We start from the raw sequence: 17384 nt of genomic DNA, 5'->3' as shown, positions 1-17384 counted from the left end.
CTTTCGAGGCCTATAGTGTCATCAGCGAACCTAGCTCATCCAAGCTCATATTACCCCTTCTTTCTCGACAACAATGTCTTCGATTTCGCTTCGGAATACCTGCGCGCGATGCACATATCCGGAAAACATATCCAAGCTCGCACACGCAGGAGATAACAGCACTATATCTCCGGGCCGGGCGACAGACGCTGCAGCACGCGTCGCAGACTGCAGACTCAAATGTAGAGCTAATGGAATACCAGTATTAGACAATACTGTATGCAGTACAGGCGCGTCACGTCCAATTAGCATTACAGCTCGGCAATAACGCGCGACTGCTGGTACCAGCGACGTAAAATTTTGGCCCTTACCGTCACCACCGGCGATCAATACAATCGGTTGTGCAAGACCCTCTAGCGCAGCCACGGTTGCGCCGACATTAGTACCCTTACTATCATCAACATAGTCGACTCCAGCGATCGCTCTAATCCATTCAACACGATGTGGTTCACCACGATATTCGCGTAAGATATGCAATAGAGCCGAAACCGGTAAATTAATTGACCGCGCTAAAGCAAGTGCAGCCATTGCATTCACCGCATTATGTAATCCGCGGATGCGTAAGGAATTTACGGGTATAAGTTTATTAATCTCGTACGCGTGTTCGGTGATGTTGCTTAGCCTTTGTGTACGAGGTTCTAATATATTATTAGGCTCGCATGCCTCAACGAGCCAAGCGATTTTCTTCTTATGTTGGATACCGTAGTCTCCAACACTTTGCGGCATCTTTAGTCCAAAGGTTCGATATGATGTAATAGCACTGCTAGATGGTACAAATGCCATCACTTGCGTATCGTCGCGGTTTAGGATTCGCAGCGTTCTCTGCCCAAAAATCCGACCTTTTGCCGTAGCGTAGGTATCGAATTTCTTATGCCAATCCAGATGGTCCTGCGTAATATTGAGTATGGTCGCTGCGTCAGGTTCAAATGTGTACGAGCTTTCTAGTTGAAAGCTCGAAAGCTCGAGTACCCAGACATCAGGCATTTTCCCTGAGTCAAGAGCCTCAGTCATCTTGTCTAGTATTGCTTGATTGATATTTCCAGCTACTGCCACGCTCTTACCGGCACGTTCGCATAGCAGCCCAGTTAGCACTGTAGTTATTGTTTTACCGTTCGTACCGGTAATTGCAAGTATTTTTGGTTGGTAGCCATTTTTTGCTAGCACCCGTAATGACTGCGAAAAAAACTCTAGCTCACCCCAAACCTCAATGCCACGGTTACGAGCTGCGCGAATTAATGGGGCTAAGTCTGTACTATATAGCGATAAACCGGGACTAATGCCAATTAATTCTATACCGTCATCGAGTAATTCTGTACTAAATACACCACTAACAAATTTAGCATTGATACCTAGTTCTACTAATCGGGAAAGATTCGGTGGCGTCGCGCGGGTATCAGCTACGCGCAAACGACAACCATGGCGCGCACACCAGCGAGATATCGCTAGACCCGATTCACCAAGCCCTAGCACGAGTGTCGCTGGACGTTGTCGTTCTCCGAACTTTTCACCGAACATTTTTTCCTCAGTTGCTAGTATCGTATTTTCAGTGTAGATAGACCAAGTAGACACAGCATTAATGTGATAATCCAAAAACGAACGACTACTTGGGTCTCTTTCCATCCGGATAACTCAAAATGGTGGTGCAACGGTGCCATCTTGAAAATGCGACGACCCTCACCATAACGGTGCTTTGTATAGTGGAACCATGTGACCTGCAACATTACCGAGATTGTCTCGGCAACGAATACGCCGCACACAATAAGCAATACAATTTCTTGCCGCACAATCACCGCGATCGTGCCAAGTGCGCCACCAAGTGCGAGCGCACCGACATCTCCCATGAATATCTGAGCAGGGTATGTGTTATACCAAAGAAAGGCGAGTCCTGCGCCACCTATCGCAGCGCAAAAGATAAGTAATTCACCCGCGCCAGGGATATGAGGAAATAAAAAGTACTTTGCATAGATGGAACTGCCGATAACATAAGCAAATATACCGAGCACTGACGCGACTAACACAATAGGCATAATTACTAGTCCATCTAACCCATCTGTCAAATTCACCGCATTGCTTGAACCAACAATCACAAAATAGGTAAATGCAATAAAGCCCCAGACACCGAGTGGATAGCTGATCCCACCAAAAAAGGGGGGTGCCAAGTCTGCCTGAGCTGGAAAACTAATTGCGAAGCCACTACGTACCCACGCCATAAGCAGATCGAACACACGTATATTATTTGCTTCAAACACTGAAAATGCGAGATATACAGCGGCGAATAACCCGATTATTGATTGCCAGAAATACTTTTCGCGCAAAGACAGGCCGCGCGTGTCCTTGTAAATAATCTTACGATAATCGTCACTAACCCCAATCACGCTAAAGCTAAACATAACTAGCATCACAATCCAAATAAAGCGATTTGTTAGATCACCCCATAACAGAATCGACACAGCAATACTCATCAAAATCAGCACTCCACCCATCGTTGGGGTGCCTGACTTGATTAAATGTGTCTGCGGTCCGTTTCTGCGCACAGCTTGACCTATATTTAAAGCAGCAAGCTTTTGGATTATCCCTGGACCACAGAGAAGCCCGGTAAACAGTGCCGTGATAGTTGCCATTAACGCACGAAACGTTAGATAATTAATTATATGAAGATAGCTTATATCGCTTTGAAGCCATTGTGCTAATGCCAATAGCATTGGAAATCCTTTTTAATACACACCCGTTTTAAACGGCATATCGGTTGTAATGGGAATGCTTAAAGCCTGAACCACACGTTCCATATACATAAAACGAGAACCCTTAACAAGGATAGTCGCGCTAGCAGCACAATGCGATGGAACAGCGTCTCCATATAAAAGAGCCGAAACGAGTGCTTCAACTGAATTAAAATGATAGGCATGTTGGCCAAACGCCATGCATGCACTGCGACTTGCATCACCTAGAGCGTACATTACATTGAGCCCGCGATCGCGGGCATAGGTACCAACTTCGCGATGAAAAGCGGGTCCGTTCTTACCGACTTCTCCCATGTCGCCCATCACGAACACGCGTGGCGCTGGCCGCAGAGCTAAAACATCGATTGCTGCGCGCATCGAATCTGGATTTGCATTATAGGTATCATCAATCACCATTGCACCAACCCATGGCATCACCTGTGCGAGCTTGGCCTGCAACCGTCCATCAACTGGCTTAAAAGTTTCAAGCCCACGTCGGATAGCATCTAGTCCAATGCCAGCGGCAAGCGTAGCTGCAGTAGCAGCAAGCGCATTATGCGCGCTTGGCATATGTAACGACACTTCGAACATACCGATTCGTGTTTGTATTTTTAATACACCAGTGTCTGTAATTGTGCCCTGAACTGCTGCATTACTATTAGTACAAGTTTGACGAAGCGTAAAATCTACGATCGGATGACCAGCAGCTGCCGCGCGCCAGATTCTTGCATATGGATCATCAGCAGGAAATATCGCTGTGCCACCCGGAGGAAGCGTATAGAATACACTAGCATGCTCCATAGCAACATTATCAACTGTAGTCATAAATTCTTGATGCTCGCGCTGAGCATTGTTTACAAGCGCGATCGTAGGTCCAGCAATCCGGGCTAGCTGTAGAGTTTCATAGGGGTGGTTAATACCAAGCTCGACTACAGCGAGCCGATGCTGTGGCCTAAGCCGCAATAACGTAAGCGGCAAGCCAATATCATTATTCAGGTTGCCCTGCGTTGAAAGCCACTGCGTGTGATCAAGGGCGGCGCTAAAGATCGATGCGATCATTTCCTTGACTGTGGTTTTCCCATTACTGCCGGTTACGACAATTAGTGGTAATGCAAACCTTCGACGCCAGCCGGCCGCAAGAGCACCGAGTGCATCCCGCGTATCGTTTACACAAATTGCTGGAATATGAAAATTATTTGGGCTGCGTGACACTAACACGGCAGCCACGCCGCGTCGAGATAGCTCCGGCAAGAAATCGTGTGCATCGAAATGAGACCCTTTAAGGGCAACAAATAAGCTTGTCGGCCCACAATTTCGACTGTCAGTTGAAATTTTCTCAAAAGTGATTGTGTTGTCTTCGCCTAATACCGTAGCGCCGTCGATTAGTGCAGCTGCCTCACGTAACGTTAACATAATCACTTGAATCTTACTCGAGTTTGGATGGCGTATGACTCGAGCGCAAGACGTACATAATTCTGATCAGAAAACGGCCACTTTCTACCCATGATTTCTTGTGTTGTCTCATGTCCTTTGCCGGCAATGAGCACAACATCGGCAGCAGCGGCAGTACGAACAGCATCGAGTATCGCGCTAGCGCGATACTCGATGATTCGTATGCGCTCGGGTTCTCGTATTGAACTAATGATTTGACTAATGATTGATAATGGCGGCTCACTACGAGGATTATCACTAGTTACGATAATTCTGTCAGCAAGCCGTTCAGCAATTTCCCCCATTATCGGTCGTTTTACTACGTCTCGGTCACCACCACAGCCGAAGACGCAGACTAACTTTCCCCCTCGCCGAATAGAAACTTGTCGTAATGCGTCGAGCGTTTTTTCCAATGCATCTGGTGTATGCGCGTAGTCGACAATCACAAGTGGCTCACCTATTTTTACGTGCCCACCGAATTTCTGCATTCGGCCATTAACCTGTTCTAGACGAACAATTTGCGATACTGCTGCATCGAATGACACGTCAGCGGCTAGTAGTACACCAAGGACAGCAAGCAAATTAGCGACATTGAATGTACCAATGGTATTTACTTCAAGTTCAGCACGCCCCCAGTCAGATAGCACAGTAAAAGCGGTGCCAGTATTGGTCGCACGGATTGCTGTCGCGTGCAGCGAAGCGTCTCCGTATGCCGAGGTCGAGGCAATACCATACGAAATGACGCGTACTCGTGCGACTAAATGTGCTACTAGCCGTCGCCCAGCCTCATCATCTCGATTGATGACTGCTGCCCGCAAGCCTGGCCAGTCAAATAGCCGTACCTTAGCAGATTCGTACGATGCGAGGTCTTTATGATAGTCGAAATGGTCTTGTGTTAGATTGGTAAACACCGCTATATCAAAGGCAACTCCATTTACGCGCCCCTGGTGTAGTGCATGAGAGGATACCTCCATGGACACCGCGCGTACCCCGCGTGTGCGCAGCACCGAAAGGCTACGGTGTACCTGTAGTGCATCAGGAGTTGTAAACCCGGTGTAAGAAAGTCTCCCAAGCAGTCCGGTTCCTAGCGTACCGCTAATCGCACAAGGGATGCCATTTCCACTAAGCGCAGCAGCGATCCAGTGATTAGTCGTAGTCTTGCCATTAGTACCTGTTACACCTATCATCAGCATGTCGCGACTTGGTTCACCATACCACGCGCTAGCAATATAGCCCGAAAGCCGCCTAAGTTCAGGGACCTCGAGCACTGGCACGCTAATCCAGCCATACTTATTAGTCTGGATTAGAACTGCTGCGGCACCGCGCCGTAATGCATCAACGATATAAGTACGACTATGTGCATAGTCTACTACATACGAGAAGAATGCGTCGCCGGGGCGTACTGCACGACTATCTATATGGAGATGTGCATGTGGCGCAAGATAGAGGTGTAACTGTGCCAGTACATTAGCGGTCGCGTTCTCGATTTGTTCGGGGGTCAGCGCGGATGAGGTCATTGCATGGTATTTTCCGACGCGCCTGCATTCAGGACAAACTTAGAATTTCTGTTAACTATAAGTTTATTCTCTTTTATATCGGGCGGTATATTTAGTAATCGTAGGGTATCTTTAACAATCACCGAAAAGACTGGAGCAGAGACTCGTCCACCAAAGTGACTACCGACTGTCGGCTCATCGATAGACACCGCTACAATAATACGCGGATGCGGTATTGGAGCCATACCGATAAACGACGCTCGATATTTACTGCGATCGTATCCCCATCCTACATGCTTATATGCGGTACCGCTTTTACCGCCAACACGGTAGCCAGGTACCGCTGCCCCGGGAGACGTGCCGCCTGACTGTGTTACGGTCTCTAGCATTAATTGAACCTGTCGAGCCGTGGTGGTTGAAAATATTTGTACGCTTTTAGGCGCATCATTCCCCTTACTCCGGATTAGAGTAAGGGGAATGATGCAACCATCATGCGCAATCGCGGTATATGCTTGACTAAGCTGAAAGAGCGATGCAGATAAGCCATACCCATATGACATTGTTGCCTGCTCGATGCGACGCCATCTCTGCCAGGGATGTAATTGTCCAGTTGCTGCCCCAGGGAAATCTACTTTCGGCGCTTTTCCAAATCCAATACTCGTGTACATATTCCATATTTCCTCAGGCCGCAACCGCATCGAGATCTTTGTTATACCGATATTGCTAGACTTTTGAATAATGCCGCCGACAGTTAAACTTCCAACGTTAGTCTCGTCCGTAATTGTCTCCCCATCCAATGTGAATCGCCCGCTCCCGATATCAATTAAAGTTGTAGGGGACACGCGGTGTAGATCTAGTGCGAGTGATATAGTAAACGGCTTCATGATTGAGCCTGGCTCAAACACGTCAGTTAACACACGATTACGCAACTGTTGGCTGGTAATGTGCGATCGGTCATTTGGGTTGTATGTTGGGTAGTTGACTAGCGCAAGAACTTCGCCTGTCTTCACATCAATGACAATTGCGCTACCAGCTTTCGCCTTAAACTGATTAACCGCTGATTTCAGCTGAGTGAATGCAATATACTGGGTCTTAATATCCAGTGACAACGTTATGTCCAAACCATTACATGGCTTGATTAACTCATCGATATCCTCAATGATATGCCCAATCCGATCTTTAATTACGTGGCGACTGCCCGTAATGCCAGATAACTCCTTCTGGTCTTCTAGCTCAATGCCCTCTTGCCCCTCGTTTTCAACGTTAGTGAATCCGATCATATGCGAGATAATCTCACCTTCTGGATAAAAACGCTTATATTCTGGGCGCGCATATAAGCCAGGGATATTTAGCGCGGCGATCTTTTGAGCTATTTTTAATGGCACCTGTCGTTTTACATAGACAAATGTTTTATCCTGCGATAACTTTTCGCGCAGTTTTTTTTCATTCATTGATAATAGTTTTGAAAGATCGGTTAGTTTATTAGGGCTCAAATTGTAAGGTATGGATTGAGGAATAGCCCAGATCGCCCGCACCGGCACACTTATAGCTAATATTAATCCATTTCGATCCAGAATTTTACCCCGAGTGGCCGGTAACTCTACGGTGCTCTGATAGCGACTTTCACCCTGTTTTCGGTAAAATGCGTTACTTAGTACCTGAATCCAAAATGCACGCGCTACTATTACGATAAATGCAATAAATAAAAGAAATACGACGAGCCTCGAGCGCCATAGAGAGGGGGTTAATGAAAATGGTACGCAATGACGATGATGAGTTAAAATCTTCATTAGGCTGTGTCTGCCCTAATCTCAGGTATCGGGAGACCGTGTTTTACTATTCCTACTTCACCCTCCAGTTGCTGGTAAGGGGGTATCCCGGTCGTATGGATACTCAAATACTGCGTACAACTCAGCACTACTGGCCTCATTTTCAAGTCGGCCATGGCAATACGTACAATACGTACTGTCCTAGATAATAGGCTTTTTTGGTATTGTAATTGTGCACCGTCTAAATGCAGCTCATATTCTTTTGACTGGGCACGCTGAAGATTGATAAATGTCTCGCGCCGTTGGTTCGTTGCGTTCACGACTGACAGCGCACAACTCAGCTCAAAGATAAGCATAACAATAAGTACAAGAAAATTAAGCCGACTCATATCAAACTCGCTCGGCAATACGCATTACAGCAGATCTAGCACGCGGATTAGCTAGAACTTCTGCACCGCTAGCAAAAATACGCCCAAGAATACGTAACGGTGGAATAGGCAAGTCCGCTGCGCGTATCGGCAGGTGGCGGTCTATAACTGGCGCCTGAGCGTTTGATTGAAGGAATCGCTTAACAATGCGATCTTCTAGTGAATGAAAGCTAATAACTACTAAACGACCCCCTTGCTCTAACGACTCTAACGCAGCCTTAAGAACTATCGATAGCTCTGAAAGCTCTTGATTAATGTGAATCCGTATAGCTTGAAAAGTACGAGTAGCCGGGTCCTGGCCTTTCTCACGAGTTTTCACAGTGCGCCCTACGATATTAGCAAGCTCACGTGTACGTTCGAGAGGGCCGAGGTGTTTAGATTTTTCGCGCCGAGCAGAAATCGCCTTTGCGATCCGAACAGCAAACCGTTCTTCCCCGTAATCTCGTATTACCCTGATTAATTCCTCCTCATTCGCATGCGCGAGCCACTCCGCAGCGGACTCTCCACACGTTGGATCCATGCGCATATCTAATGGACCATCATAACGAAAGCTGAAACCTCTCGCTGGATCGTCAATTTGTGGAGATGACACACCTAAATCTAGTAGCACTCCGGATACACGGACATTACCACGCGACGCTAGCACTTCGCGCAATCGCGTAAAGCTACCACGTACGACATCCAGGCGTGGATCAGCAATCTGCTGTGCCACATCAATCGCCTGCGGATCTTTGTCAAATACAATTAATTGTGCAACAGATGCAAGCCGCGCGAGCACTAAGCGAGCATGGTGCCCTCGGCCGAATGTTCCATCAATATAAATTCCATCAGGGCGAGTAATTAGCGCACTGACTGCTTCATCTAACAGAACTGTGCGATGCTGTCTTATCTTATCTATTGATAAAGCCATCCAATACTCTGGAGTTAAAAAAGTAAAGTTTGCAAGTGCGCAAGGCATTTTTTCGCCATTACAGCATGCCCTCTAACGTGTACACTCCCCGAACCCCCCGGGGGGGCACTGTTTATATAAGCAGCATCCTTCACGCCTCTACTTTACCTTGCATACTGATCAGCTATCTTAGAAATCTTGTTCTAGCCACCCGCTATTTTAGGCTTGGAATAGAAATAGACAGTTGGGGGGGGGCGTTGAGTGATGATTTAGGTTTACTTGTGGTAGTAGAGTTTTCAGAGAATGCGTAAGGGAAATTTAAGCTTTTGTATAAAGTGGTTATGCTAATAACTCATAGAATACCCCACATCCTTGTCACTCGATACTGTAATGTACAATACGTCAACTATTTTAGTGCAGCAGCGATCCAGAAAAACATAAAGTTATAATCATTAAGTTAAGTTTTAACTTTAGTGGAATAAGAGTGGAAAAACAGTAAACAACGCAAAAGCTACGGTTGCTAGTGGTACTAGAGATAATACGGTCGTGAATGTAAGACTACCCGCTACTTGCGGGATACGATCTTCAGCACTGCGTTGCGCAATAAAGTGCGCGAGCCGCTTCAGAGCATCTAAATCGATATTAAACTTCGTCAAAGTCTATCTTCCTTACTTGCTGTTTATCTAGACAGCTTTAACGATATTATCGTATTAACAACTAATATAAACATATTAGCCTATACTTTATTGGATTAACTTAAGTCATATAGATTTAAAGCCGGAAGCGACAGAGGTTTAAATAAGTTTACTATTTAGTAGCCTTACTTATAGCGCATTTTAGTTTTTCTATGGCCTAACATACGGGCTAGCCTGCCTATCTTGTATAGGCTATTTGGAGTATGCAACCTGCATGCAACCTTATGAGATACTTACTTCCAGTATCCATCCAATTTTCAGGAGATTTAAAACACGACGCCCGCTTCATTATTTAAAGCGGGCGTCGTGTTTTAAAAAGAAGAGCCTGACAATTACCTACTTTCACACGGGCAATCCGCACTATCATCGGCGTGGAGTCGTTTCACGGTCCTGTTCGGGATGGGTAGGGGTGGGGCCAACTTACTATAGTCATCAGGCAAAAAACTGTTGTTACGCTATAGCGCGTAACTAGTCTGGGGTAAAAGCAGTTAGTAGATAATAGCACAACATCAAAACGGACCAGTTATAGGATCAAGCCTTACGGGCAATTAGTATCGGTTAGCTTAACGCATTACTGCGCTTACACATCCGACCTATCAACGTCCTAGTCTTGAACGACCCTTCAAGGGGATCAAGTCCCCGGGGAAGTCTCATCTTGAGGCAAGTTTCCCGCTTAGATGCTTTCAGCGGTTATCTCTCCCGAACATAGCTACCCGGCGATGCCACGGGCGTGACAACCGGTACACCAGAGGTTCGTCCACTCCGGTCCTCTCGTACTAGGAGCAGCCCCTCTCAAACTTCCAACGCCCACGGCAGATAGGGACCAAACTGTCTCACGACGTTTTAAACCCAGCTCACGTACCTCTTTAAATGGCGAACAGCCATACCCTTGGGACCGGCTACAGCCCCAGGATGAGATGAGCCGACATCGAGGTGCCAAACACCGCCGTCGATATGAACTCTTGGGCGGTATTAGCCTGTTATCCCCAGAGTACCTTTTATCCGTTGAGCGATGGCCCTTCCATACAGAACCACCGGATCACTATGACCTGCTTTCGCACCTGCTTGACTTGTCGGTCTCGCAGTTAAGCACGCTTATGCCATTGCACTATCAGCACGATTTCCGACCGTACTTAGCGTACCTTCGTACTCCTCCGTTACACTTTGGGAGGAGACCGCCCCAGTCAAACTGCCTACCATGCACGGTTCCCGAACCCGCTTCAGGGTCCTAGGTTAGAACCTCAAACAAACCAGGGTGGTATTTCAAGGACAGCTCCATGCGAACTAGCGTTCACACTTCAAAGCCTCCCACCTATCCTACACAGATTTGTTCAAAGTCCAATGCAAAGCTACAGTAAAGGTTCATGGGGTCTTTCCGTCTAGCCGCGGGTAGATTGCATCATCACAAACACTTCAACTTCGCTGAGTCTCGGGAGGAGACAGTGTGGCCATCGTTACGCCATTCGTGCAGGTCGGAACTTACCCGACAAGGAATTTCGCTACCTTAGGACCGTTATAGTTACGGCCGCCGTTTACCGGGACTTCAATCAAGAGCTCGCACCCCATCATTTAATCTTCCGGCACCGGGCAGGCGTCACACCCTATACGTCCACTTTCGTGTTTGCAGAGTGCTGTGTTTTTATTAAACAGTCGCAGCCACCAGTTTATTGCAACCCTTTGACCCTGCTGGCGCTAGCCAGTTAGGCTAATAGGGCGTACCTTATCCCGAAGTTACGGTACCAATTTGCCGAGTTCCTTCTCCCGAGTTCTCTCAAGCGCCTTAGAATACTCATCCCGCCCACCTGTGTCGGTTTGCGGTACGGTCTTGTTAGACTGAAGCTTAGAGGCTTTTCTTGGGACCACTTCTAATTGCTTTGCAGCTTAAAACTGCTCGCCCCACACCCTTGAATTATGTACCCGGATTTGCCAGAGCACCTTCTTTAATGTAGGGACCGGGACTTCCGACACCCGGACAACCTTCCGCGATCCGTCCCCCCATCGCATCTAACAATGGTGCAGGAATATTAACCTGCTTTCCATCAGCTACGCATTTCTGCCTCGCCTTAGGGACCGACTCACCCTACGCCGATGAACGTTGCGTAGGAAACCTTGGGCTTACGGCGAGGAGGCTTTTCACCTCCTTTATCGCTACTCATGTCAGCATTCGCACTTCCGATACCTCCAGCACACTTTTCAGTGTACCTTCGCAGGCTTACGGAACGCTCTCCTACCATACGCACTTACGCACGTATTCGCAGCTTCGGTAATTAGCTTAGCCCCGTTACATCTTCCGCGCAGGACGACTCGATCAGTGAGCTATTACGCTTTCTTTAAAGGATGGCTGCTTCTAAGCCAACCTCCTGACTGTTTTTGCCTTCCCACTTCGTTTCCCACTTAGCTAATTTTAGGGACCTTAGCTGGCGATCTGGGTTGTTTCCCTTTTGACGTCGGACGTTAGCACCCGGCGTCTGTCTCCCGTGATTACACTCTTCGGTATTCGGAGTTTGCTATGACGAAGTAATCCGCAATGGACCCCTCAACCATGACAGTGCTCTACCCCCAAAGGTGATACACGAGGCACTACCTAAATAGTTTTCGGAGAGAACCAGCTATTTCCAAGTTTGTTTGGCCTTTCACCCCTATCCACAGCTCATCCCCTAACTTTTCAACGTTAGTGGGTTCGGTCCTTCAGTGCGTGTTACCGCACCTTCAACCTGGCCATGGATAGATCACTTGGTTTCGGGTCTACGCCCAACAACTTATTGCCCTATTCGGACTCGCTTTCGCTACGCCTCCCCTATCGGTTAAGCTTGCTATTGAACGTAAGTCGCTGACCCATTATACAAAAGGTACGCCGTCACCCTTTACAAGGCTCCGACTGTTTGTATGCATGTGGTTTCAGGATCTATTTCACTCCCCTCTCGGGGTTCTTTTCACCTTTCCCTCACGGTACTAGTTCACTATCGGTCGATCACGAGTATTTAGCCTTGGAGGATGGTCCCCCCATCTTCAGACAAGATTTCACGTGTCCCGTCTTACTTATCGTACCCTTAGTTCCACACTTTAGTTTTTACTTACAAGGCTATCACTTACTGCGGCCGCTTTTTCCAAAGCGTTCAGTTAACTAGAGAGTTACATGGTACAGGCTGATCCCATTTCGCTCGCCACTACTCTGGGAATCTCGGTTGATTTTTTTTCCTACGGCTACTTAGATGTTTCAGTTCGCCGCGTTCGCTTCACATGATCTATAGATTCAATCACGGATGACCTATGTAGGTCGGGTTACCCCATTCAGACATCTGCGGATTATAGCTTGTTTACCAGCTCCCCGCAGCTTTTCGCAGGCTACTACGTCTTTCTTCGCTTGTGATCGCCAAGGCATCCACCACATGCACTTACTTGCTTGATCCTATAACAAGTCCGTTTTGCAACGAGCAAGTTATGGGTGAGCTTTGTGCTGTGCCATACTTTTTGAGTATTTTGAGTTACTCAAGAAAATAAATTCTCTACCCATCTATTTTTGCATCCATCTCAAGATGCTCTAATAGATATACTGCTTTTTCCAGATTTTTAAAGAACGTTACAGCTAACAAAAAATTCTTGATACACAGATTTAATTACTAATACTCAAACTTGAATACTTGCAATTAAACAGTGGTGGAGGCAGACGGAATCGAACCGACGACCCCCTGCGTGCAAAGCAGGTGCTCTCCCAGCTGAGCTATGCCCCCAAGCTTCTTGGGTTTGATATTTATTTGCTAGACACGCATGGTGGGTCCGGTTGGATTTGAACCAACGACCCCCGCCTTATCAAGACGGTGCTCTAACCGACTGAGCTACAGACCCTTTGTCTGTCCCCCGTGACTTTACAGCCGATAAGTGTGGGTACTTGCAGATAGACATTTTCTCTAGAAAGGAGGTGATCCAGCCGCACCTTCCGATACGGCTACCTTGTTACGACTTCACCCCAGTCATGAATCCTACCGTGGTAACCGTCTTCCTTGCGGTTAGACTAGCCACTTCTGGTAAAACCCACTCCCATGGTGTGACGGGCGGTGTGTACAAGACCCGGGAACGTATTCACCGCGACATGCTGATCCGCGATTACTAGCGATTCCAGCTTCATGCAGTCGAGTTGCAGACTACAATCCGGACTACGATCGGTTTTCTGGGATTAGCTCCCCCTCGCGGGTTGGCAACCCTCTGTTCCGACCATTGTATGACGTGTGAAGCCCTACCCATAAGGGCCATGAGGACTTGACGTCATCCCCACCTTCCTCCGGCTTGTCACCGGCAGTTTCCTTAGAGTGCTCTTGCGTAGCAACTAGGGACAAGGGTTGCGCTCGTTGCGGGACTTAACCCAACATCTCACGACACGAGCTGACGACAGCCATGCAGCACCTGTGCGCCGATTCTCTTTCAAGCACCTCTACTTCTCAGTAGAGTTTCGACCATGTCAAGGGTAGGTAAGGTTTTTCGCGTTGCATCGAATTAATCCACATCATCCACCGCTTGTGCGGGTCCCCGTCAATTCCTTTGAGTTTTAATCTTGCGACCGTACTCCCCAGGCGGTCAACTTCACGCGTTAGCTACGTTACTAAGGAAATAAATCCCCAACAACTAGTTGACATTGTTTAGGGCGTGGACTACCAGGGTATCTAATCCTGTTTGCTCCCCACGCTTTCGTGCATGAGCGTCAGTATTGACCCAGGAGGCTGCCTTCGCCATTGGTATTCCTCCACATCTCTACGCATTTCACTGCTACACGTGGAATTCTACCTCCCTCTGCCATACTCTAGACTGCCAGTCACCTATGCAGTTCCCGGGTTAAGCCCGGGGATTTCACATTGGTCTTAGCAAACCACCTGCGCACGCTTTACGCCCAGTAATTCCGATTAACGCTCGCACCCTACGTATTACCGCGGCTGCTGGCACGTAGTTAGCCGGTGCTTATTCTTCCGGTACCGTCATCCAATTTAGGTATTAACTAAATTGCTTTCTTTCCGGACAAAAGTGCTTTACAACCCGAGGGCCTTCTTCACACACGCGGCATTGCTGGATCAGGGTTTCCCCCATTGTCCAAAATTCCCCACTGCTGCCTCCCGTAGGAGTCTGGGCCGTGTCTCAGTCCCAGTGTGGCTGACCGTCCTCTCAGACCAGCTACAGATCGTCGCCTTGGTAAGCCTTTACCCTACCAACTAGCTAATCTGCCATCGGCCGCTCTTTGAGCGCGAGGCCCGAAGGTCCCCCGCTTTTCTCTTGAGAGTGTATGCGGTATTAATTCGGCTTTCGCCGGGCTATCCCCCACTCTAAGACACGTTCCGATGTATTACTCACCCGTTCGCCACTCGCCGCCAGGCCGAAGCCCGCGTTGCCGTTCGACTTGCATGTGTAAGGCATGCCGCCAGCGTTTAATCTGAGCCAGGATCAAACTCTTTAGTTTAAACCTGTTACTTATTTAAGCTTTTTAAGCTTTGTCGCTCAACCCAAAACATTGACAAGTTTTTTAAAACTTGTTTTTTATTTTGCATGAGACTTGATGATTTTCTTTGATTTTCTACACCCAGTGTAGAACATAGGGTGTAGCTAGTCTAGCCATCAAGTACCCACACTTATCGGCTGTTACTTTTTTAAAGAACGTTGTACTGAGCTTACTTTAGCTCAGTTATTTGAGCTAAAGTACTCTCGACACTTTGCCATAGTATTAGCAAAGAACTAACATTCTCAATGTAATGCTGCGAAACGTCAAGAGCTTTCTTAAAAACTTTCTTAAAAATCTTATTAGGCTCTTTGGGGCATAATTATTTATTATCTTCCTGTATAACGCTATTTATATCACAAATTTAGTGACTTACTATCTTTAATTAATCCCAAAATTAGAGTCGATACTCTCTTTTTCTGAGTCTTCGGAAACATTTGAAGTTAGAGCATTGAGATGCAAAAGTCAATAAGTTTTTATACGGAAGTATATCAAACTTTTTGCTGAATAGTCTTATTTAGTATCCTGTACTTTTGGTTAATACTTTGTTTTGGGTAAATTTATAAAATTTAGCTAAGCATAAGTCTGTCGTTTTTATCTTCATGCTTCTACAAAAGTCCATTGATTTCCTCATGCCGCACGATTCGGGTATTATATATAGGTACTCAGCACACCTTTGTGAAAAGTATTACAGAAAAGAATAAGGGTATGAGTTTATATATGATCAGGAGATGCTTCATAATCATTTACTTCAGCCCCCCACCCCTACTCCTAAATTCCTATATGAATTTTTATGCCAACAAAATCTATTATTCTAAAAATAATTATCATATTTGAATTGTTACCGCTTACCGGTAGCTATTACTCACAATTGAAGTGCCATTACTGATCGAATTGCTTATATGTAGCCTGTTTACTCTGTAACTTTGCTTCTGTAAGGCGAGATTGATATTCTGCAGCGCGTTTTGCTAGATAGTATTTAGTATTGATCTAGGTGCCGTAAGTGTTTAGCAGAACATACTTTCCCCAGCTGCGCACAGGCACTTATTCCATACATCATGGATCAGCGTTAGTTATAGTAACGGTGTAACCATGTATTTAAATCATTTTCTTGGTCACGAGAATAACGAACACAAGAAGATTTTATAATGTCTAATCTTCTAATTTTCTAGCATTACTGTCTATTCAATGAGATAAAATCATCCATGAACTTCTTGTCTAACACTGCATATTATCATATATGGGCAGCATATGTTGACGATAATCTATAGTGTACTTACACACTAGATATTTGATTCAGACTTACTCGATCTTTGATTTATTTAAAGAATGTGCTATGAAGACAAAAAATAATTTATGTAAAACATATCTATGTCTAAATATTTCACTTTTTTGATATACATCAATATAATTATCCACGATGCGCTATAGTTTTATATTAATATGCTGTAACGCTAACGTAGCCTAAAAACTCATATAATAGATATTAATTAATATTCTAGTATAATTACGTGGCACTCATGCGAGTAATACTTTATTTACCTTCAGCACCCGCTAGCGAATTCTGAGATGATCTTTCGCATTGCTCCAAGCATTCTTTCAGCTGACTTTGCACGCCTTGGCGAGGAAGTGCGTAATGTTATCGCCGCCGGCGGCGACTTGATTCACTTTGATGTAATGGATAACCATTATGTTCCTAACTTGACAATTGGCCCAATGGTATGCAAGGCTATCCGCCCACACATTAGGGTACCAATTGATGTCCATCTAATGGTGCGTCCAGTGGATCGCCTTATTCCGGATTTCGCAAGAGCAGGCGCGGACGTGATCAGTTTCCACCCCGAAGCATCTGAACATGTCGATCGTACCCTATCTCTTATCCGAGATCACGGTTGCAAAGCGGGATTAGCATTCAATCCCACTACCTCATTGAACTACCTAGATCAGGCGATGAGTCGCATCGATTTGGTTCTAATCATGCTCGTAAATCCCGGGTTCAGTGGACAGTTATTTATTCCAGAAGTACTGAATAAACTGCGCGATGCGCGGCAGCGCATTAACATATATTCAGCGCGGACAGGTCGCCAGATTCATCTGGAAGTTGACGGCGGCGTAAAATCTAGCAATATTGCGCAGATTGCAGAAGCCGGTGCTGATACATTTGTCGCTGGTTCGGCAATCTTTAATCAATCAGATTATCAGCAAGTAATCTACGAGATGCGATGCGCACTAGTGTCACTGAATGAAAAATGAATCACCCCTCGAGAAGTCAGTTATCGACATCAAAAACTTTAACCGCCATTTATTTTGACCAGTTTATAAAACCTTATTGCGCACGAAGCAATATCCCAGAAATTAGGGCTACTGGGTAGCGTGCAAGAGAGATATAAGTTATTGATCCTTCAAAGCGACCGATGCGTGTTCATCGCATAGTCTTT

Annotated in this window: 8 protein-coding genes, 2 tRNA genes, 3 rRNA genes and 1 pseudogene; 1 reads left to right on the top strand and 13 read right to left on the bottom strand. The window is 46.3% G+C overall.

What is annotated here, in order from left to right; genetic code table 11:
- Positions 1–45: 45 nt before the first annotated feature.
- The 13 genes and pseudogenes from murD to GKR41_RS00730 form a co-directional block, all read right to left on the bottom strand.
- On the bottom strand, positions 46–1554 hold the full coding sequence (gene murD, locus GKR41_RS00790) for a UDP-N-acetylmuramoyl-L-alanine--D-glutamate ligase (RefSeq protein ID WP_226810202.1): 1509 nt from the start codon (positions 1552–1554) through the stop codon (positions 46–48).
- Between the two features lie 14 nt (positions 1555–1568).
- Complete coding sequence (gene mraY, locus GKR41_RS00785; protein WP_226809949.1) at positions 1569–2741, bottom strand: phospho-N-acetylmuramoyl-pentapeptide-transferase; 1173 nt, start codon at positions 2739–2741, stop codon at positions 1569–1571.
- A gap of 12 nt (positions 2742–2753) precedes the next feature.
- A complete protein-coding gene (locus GKR41_RS00780) occupies positions 2754–4178 on the bottom strand; it encodes a UDP-N-acetylmuramoyl-tripeptide--D-alanyl-D-alanine ligase (RefSeq protein ID WP_226809948.1) in 1425 nt (474 codons plus the stop codon).
- Positions 4175–5707: a UDP-N-acetylmuramoyl-L-alanyl-D-glutamate--2,6-diaminopimelate ligase gene (locus GKR41_RS00775; protein WP_226809947.1), complete on the bottom strand. Its 1533-nt coding sequence runs from the start codon at positions 5705–5707 to the stop codon at positions 4175–4177. Before GKR41_RS00775 ends, GKR41_RS00780 begins: the two co-directional genes overlap by 4 nt.
- On the bottom strand, positions 5704–7476 hold the full coding sequence (locus tag GKR41_RS00770) for a peptidoglycan D,D-transpeptidase FtsI family protein (RefSeq protein ID WP_226809946.1): 1773 nt from the start codon (positions 7474–7476) through the stop codon (positions 5704–5706). Before GKR41_RS00770 ends, GKR41_RS00775 begins: the two co-directional genes overlap by 4 nt.
- On the bottom strand, positions 7476–7844 hold the full coding sequence (gene ftsL, locus GKR41_RS00765; RefSeq protein WP_226809945.1) for a cell division protein FtsL: 369 nt from the start codon (positions 7842–7844) through the stop codon (positions 7476–7478). Before ftsL ends, GKR41_RS00770 begins: the two co-directional genes overlap by 1 nt.
- 1 nt (position 7845) lies before the next feature.
- Positions 7846–8793, bottom strand: a complete 948-nt coding sequence (rsmH, locus tag GKR41_RS00760; RefSeq protein ID WP_226809944.1) for a 16S rRNA (cytosine(1402)-N(4))-methyltransferase RsmH — start codon at positions 8791–8793, stop codon at positions 7846–7848.
- A gap of 461 nt (positions 8794–9254) precedes the next feature.
- Positions 9255–9428, bottom strand: a pseudogene (locus tag GKR41_RS00755) (YihY family inner membrane protein); the annotation flags it as partial.
- A 362-nt stretch (positions 9429–9790) separates the two neighbouring features.
- A 5S ribosomal RNA gene (rrf, locus tag GKR41_RS00750) occupies positions 9791–9904 on the bottom strand.
- Positions 9905–9994: 90 nt separating this feature from the next.
- Positions 9995–12876 (bottom strand): 23S ribosomal RNA (locus GKR41_RS00745).
- A 246-nt stretch (positions 12877–13122) separates the two neighbouring features.
- Positions 13123–13198 (bottom strand) — tRNA-Ala (locus GKR41_RS00740).
- Between the two features lie 38 nt (positions 13199–13236).
- A tRNA-Ile gene (locus GKR41_RS00735) sits at positions 13237–13313 on the bottom strand.
- Positions 13314–13379: 66 nt separating this feature from the next.
- A 16S ribosomal RNA gene (locus tag GKR41_RS00730) occupies positions 13380–14910 on the bottom strand.
- Together the 16S, 23S and 5S rRNA genes with 2 tRNA genes alongside form the textbook arrangement of a ribosomal RNA operon.
- A 1605-nt stretch (positions 14911–16515) precedes the next feature.
- On the opposite strand from GKR41_RS00730, the gene rpe reads away from it, so the two are divergent.
- Entirely contained in the window at positions 16516–17199 is a 684-nt protein-coding gene (rpe, locus tag GKR41_RS00725) for a ribulose-phosphate 3-epimerase (protein WP_226809943.1), read from the top strand.
- Positions 17200–17384 lie beyond the last annotated feature (185 nt).

It is taken from the genome of Candidatus Vallotia laricis, assembly GCF_020541325.1.
GTDB classification, from domain to species: Bacteria; Pseudomonadota; Gammaproteobacteria; order Burkholderiales; family Burkholderiaceae; genus Mycetohabitans; species Mycetohabitans laricis.
Note: the sequence above shows the minus strand (reverse complement) of the source record. Positions and strands in the feature narration are given on the sequence as shown.

Excerpts from the sequence above, each read along its gene's own strand:
- murD (WP_226810202.1), bottom strand. The coding sequence starts at position 1,554 with ATGTTCGGTGAAAAGTTCGGAGAACGACAACGTCCAGCGACACTCGTG.
- mraY (WP_226809949.1), bottom strand. The coding sequence starts at position 2,741 with ATGCTATTGGCATTAGCACAATGGCTTCAAAGCGATATAAGCTATCTT.
- GKR41_RS00775 (WP_226809947.1), bottom strand. The coding sequence starts at position 5,707 with ATGACCTCATCCGCGCTGACCCCCGAACAAATCGAGAACGCGACCGCT.
- GKR41_RS00770 (WP_226809946.1), bottom strand. The coding sequence starts at position 7,476 with ATGAAGATTTTAACTCATCATCGTCATTGCGTACCATTTTCATTAACC.
- ftsL (WP_226809945.1), bottom strand. The coding sequence starts at position 7,844 with ATGAGTCGGCTTAATTTTCTTGTACTTATTGTTATGCTTATCTTTGAG.
- rsmH (WP_226809944.1), bottom strand. The coding sequence starts at position 8,793 with ATGGCTTTATCAATAGATAAGATAAGACAGCATCGCACAGTTCTGTTA.
- rpe (WP_226809943.1), top strand. The coding sequence starts at position 16,516 with ATGATCTTTCGCATTGCTCCAAGCATTCTTTCAGCTGACTTTGCACGC.